This window comes from Angustibacter aerolatus, from assembly GCF_054776675.1.
The window spans coordinates 14,464-17,552 of the sequence record NZ_BAAHBM010000071.1 but is presented as its reverse complement, the minus strand read 5'-3'; the positions used below and the strand labels follow the sequence as shown (position 1 = coordinate 17,552).

3 protein-coding genes are annotated in these 3,089 nt (G+C 76.5%); 1 reads left to right on the top strand and 2 read right to left on the bottom strand.

All coding sequences use genetic code 11. The features are described 5' to 3' along the window. Both ACYVI6_RS14550 and ACYVI6_RS14545 read right to left on the bottom strand, forming a co-directional pair. The coding region (locus ACYVI6_RS14550) for an acyltransferase family protein (protein ID WP_460447057.1) at positions 1-1,146 on the bottom strand (1,146 nt) is incomplete at its 3' end. A 13-nt stretch (positions 1,147-1,159) separates the two neighbouring features. Beyond that, a complete protein-coding gene (locus ACYVI6_RS14545) occupies positions 1,160-1,474 on the bottom strand; it encodes an ArsR/SmtB family transcription factor (protein ID WP_460447056.1) in 315 nt (104 codons plus the stop codon). Between the two features lie 96 nt (positions 1,475-1,570). On the opposite strand from ACYVI6_RS14545, the gene ACYVI6_RS14540 reads away from it, so the two are divergent. Then, on the top strand, positions 1,571-2,818 hold the full coding sequence (locus ACYVI6_RS14540; RefSeq protein WP_460447055.1) for an MFS transporter: 1,248 nt from the start codon (positions 1,571-1,573) through the stop codon (positions 2,816-2,818). The last annotated feature ends 271 nt before the right edge of the window (positions 2,819-3,089 follow it).

The following is a 3,089-nucleotide window of genomic DNA, read 5'->3' as shown; positions in this document are numbered from 1 at the left end:
GTCGACCAGCGCGATGCCCGCCGCGCCCGCGGCCAGCGTCCGGCGTCCGGAGCGCCGCAGCCAGGGCACGCCGCCGCGCTGCACCGGCAGCTCGACCAGCCGGTACGACAGCCCGGCCGCGGCCAGCGTCGCCAGCACCCGCACCGCCTGCACGAGCCACCACCGCGGCTCGCCGGGCGGCCCGGGCTGCGGCAGCAGCACCAGCACCGGCCAGTGCCACAGGTACACGCCGTACGAGACGCGCCCGAGCGCCACCGCCGGCCGCCACGAGAGGGCCCGACCCAGGGCCGACGCCGGCGCCTGCTCGACGGCGGCCACCACGAGCGCCACGGCGACGCAGAACGCGAGCGCCCCGCCCCGGTAGTACGCGGGGGCGGCGTCGTCGCCCAGCCCCAGCCCCGCGACGAGGCCCGCCGCGCCGAGCCACCCGGCCCAGGACGGCAGCCGGCGCAGCCGCGGCAGCACGAGGGTGAGCAGCGCCCCGACCAGCAGCTCCTGCACCCTGCCCTCGGTGCCGTAGTAGGCGCGCGCCGGCGCCCGCGGGTCGAGCTCGAGGGCCAGGGCGGCGGCCGACCCGGCCACCAGCAGCACCGACACGACGCCGAGCGCCCGGCGTCCGGCGTCCGACCGGCGGGCCCGTGCGGCGAGGCCGAGCACCACGGCGACCAGCAGCGGCCAGGCCGCGTAGAACTGCTCCTCGATCGACAGCGACCACGCGTGGCGCAGCGGCGAGGCCCCCGCGTACGCCGCGAAGTAGTCCTCGCCCACCGCCACGAAGTGCCAGTTGGCGGCGTACCCGAGGGTCCAGAGCACGTCGGCGCGCCGGGCCGGCCAGGTCTCGGGACGAGCCGCCCACCAGGTCGCCGCGCACACGACCAGCAGCACCAGCAGCAGCGCCGGCAGTAGGCGCCGCACCCGCCGGGCCCAGAAGGCGCCCAGCGCGATGCGTCCCGTGCGGGCGTGCTCGGCCAGCAGCAGGCCGGTGATGAGGTAGCCCGACAGCACGAAGAACAGGTCGACGCCGAGGAACCCGCCCGGCAGCACGCTGCCCGTCCCGGACCCCAGGTGGTAGACGACGACGGCGGTGACCGCGACCGCGCGCAGCCCGTCGAGGGGCGCGCGCCGCTGCTCAGGCGCCTGGCTCACGGGCGGGAGTGTGTCAGCGCGACCTGAGCAGCGCCTCGAGCAACCCCGGGAAGCGCTGCTCGAGCTCGTCGCGGCGCAGGGTGAGCAGGCGCTCGCGGCCGCTCGGCTCGTTGCGGACGACGCCGGCCTCGCGCAGCGTCTTGAGGTGGTGCGAGCGGGTCGACTTGGCCATGTCGCCGCCGACCTCGTGGCAGGCCACCTGCGTCATCGGCCCCGCGGCGAGCTGCTGCACGATGTCGAGCCGCACCGGGTCGCTCAGGGCGAAGAGGACGTCGGTGAGCGCCACCTCGCCCAGATCGGGGTGGGGAAGGACTCGACCGCCAGGCACGGTTCGACGATACTCGAAGCGTTCGGGAATGCGACGACGAGGTCGGGAGTTCGAAGACTTTCGAACGGTTGAGGACCCAGCCCCAGGAGACGTCGCATGCCGCCCACCCCGCTCGAGACCCAGACCGACACCGCGGTGGATGCCGCGCCGCGACCCGCGCGCCGCACGCTCGGCTTCTGGTGGCTCACCGTCTCGGCCGGCGTCCTGCTCGCCGCGTCGGCGGTGCCCGCGCCGCTCTACGTGCTGTACCAGGCGCGCTGGGGCTTCAGCGCGACGACGCTCACGATCGTGTTCGCGGTGTACGTGGTCGCGCTGCTGCTCGCGCTGCTCACCGTCGGCTCGCTGTCGGACCACCTCGGACGCCGTCCGGTGCTGGCCGCGGCGATCGCCCTCGACGCCGTCGCGATGCTGCTGTTCGTCGCGGCCGACGGGGTGAGCGACCTGCTCGTCGCCCGGATCGTGCAGGGCCTGGCCACCGGCGCCGCGATGGGCACGTTCGGCGCCGCGCTGGTCGACCTCGAGCCGCGGCACCGCCCGGGCCTGGCCTCGCTGGTGAACGGCATGGCCGCCTCGCTCGGCCTCGGCGTCGGCGCCCTCGGCTCCGGGCTGCTCGCCCAGTCGCTGGCCTCCCCCACCACCGCCGTCTTCGGCTCCCTCGCCGTGGTGCTCGTCGTCGCCGGCGTCGGCCTGTGGCTCGTGCCCGAGACCGTCGAGCGACGTCCCGGCGCGCTCGCCTCGCTGCGCCCGTCGGTGCACGTGCCGCCGTCGGCCCGACGCCGCTTCGCCGCCGTCGCGCCGGTGCTGATCGCCACCTGGGCCACCGGCGGGCTGTACCTCTCGCTCGTGCCGTCGCTCGTCGCGGGCGTGCTCGACGTGCACAGCCACCTGGTCGCCGGCGCCGTCGTCTCCGCGCTCATGCTGCCCGCCGCCGTCGCCTCGTACGCCGGGCGCCACCAGTCGAACGAGCGCCTGCTGCGCGCCGGCACCCTCCTGCTGCTCGTCGGCACCGCGGGCACCGTCGCCGCCATCGAGCTCGAGTCGCTGCCCGGCTTCGCGGTCGCCACCGTCGTCGCCGGCCTCGGCTTCGGCAGCGCCTTCCAGGGCGCCCTGCGCACCCTCGCCTCCTCGGTCACCGCCGAGCACCGCGCCGGGCTGTTCGCCGCCCTCTTCGTCACCAGCTACCTCGGCTTCAGCGTGCCCGCCGTGATCGCCGGCGTCGTCGCCCCGACCGTCGGCCTGCAGACCACCGGCGTCGCCTACGGCGTCTTCGTCATCCTGCTCGCCGCCGTCGCCGCCGTGCTCTCCGGCGTCCAGGCCCGCACCACCGCGGCTGCCGCCGACTGACGCGACCGGCACTCGGCGGTCCGCGCTCGTCGCCCGGCGCCCGGCACGGCGGCAGGCGGCAGGCGGCCTGTGTCGCAACAGATCTGGGCCCACGTCGCCACCGCTGATCGCGGCCTGACCGGAGTGCTCCTGGCCGTGCCGTTCGCTGGGCGCGACGGCGCTGCGCTCCGGTCAGCCGCAGGTCGGCGACCGCGGTCCGAGGTCGGCGTCGGCGCGCGGCACACGGCGCACGGCGCACGGCGCACGGCGCACGGCGCACGCGGTCAGCGGT

Excerpts from the sequence above, each read along its gene's own strand:
- ACYVI6_RS14540 (WP_460447055.1), top strand. The coding sequence starts at position 1,571 with ATGCCGCCCACCCCGCTCGAGACCCAGACCGACACCGCGGTGGATGCC.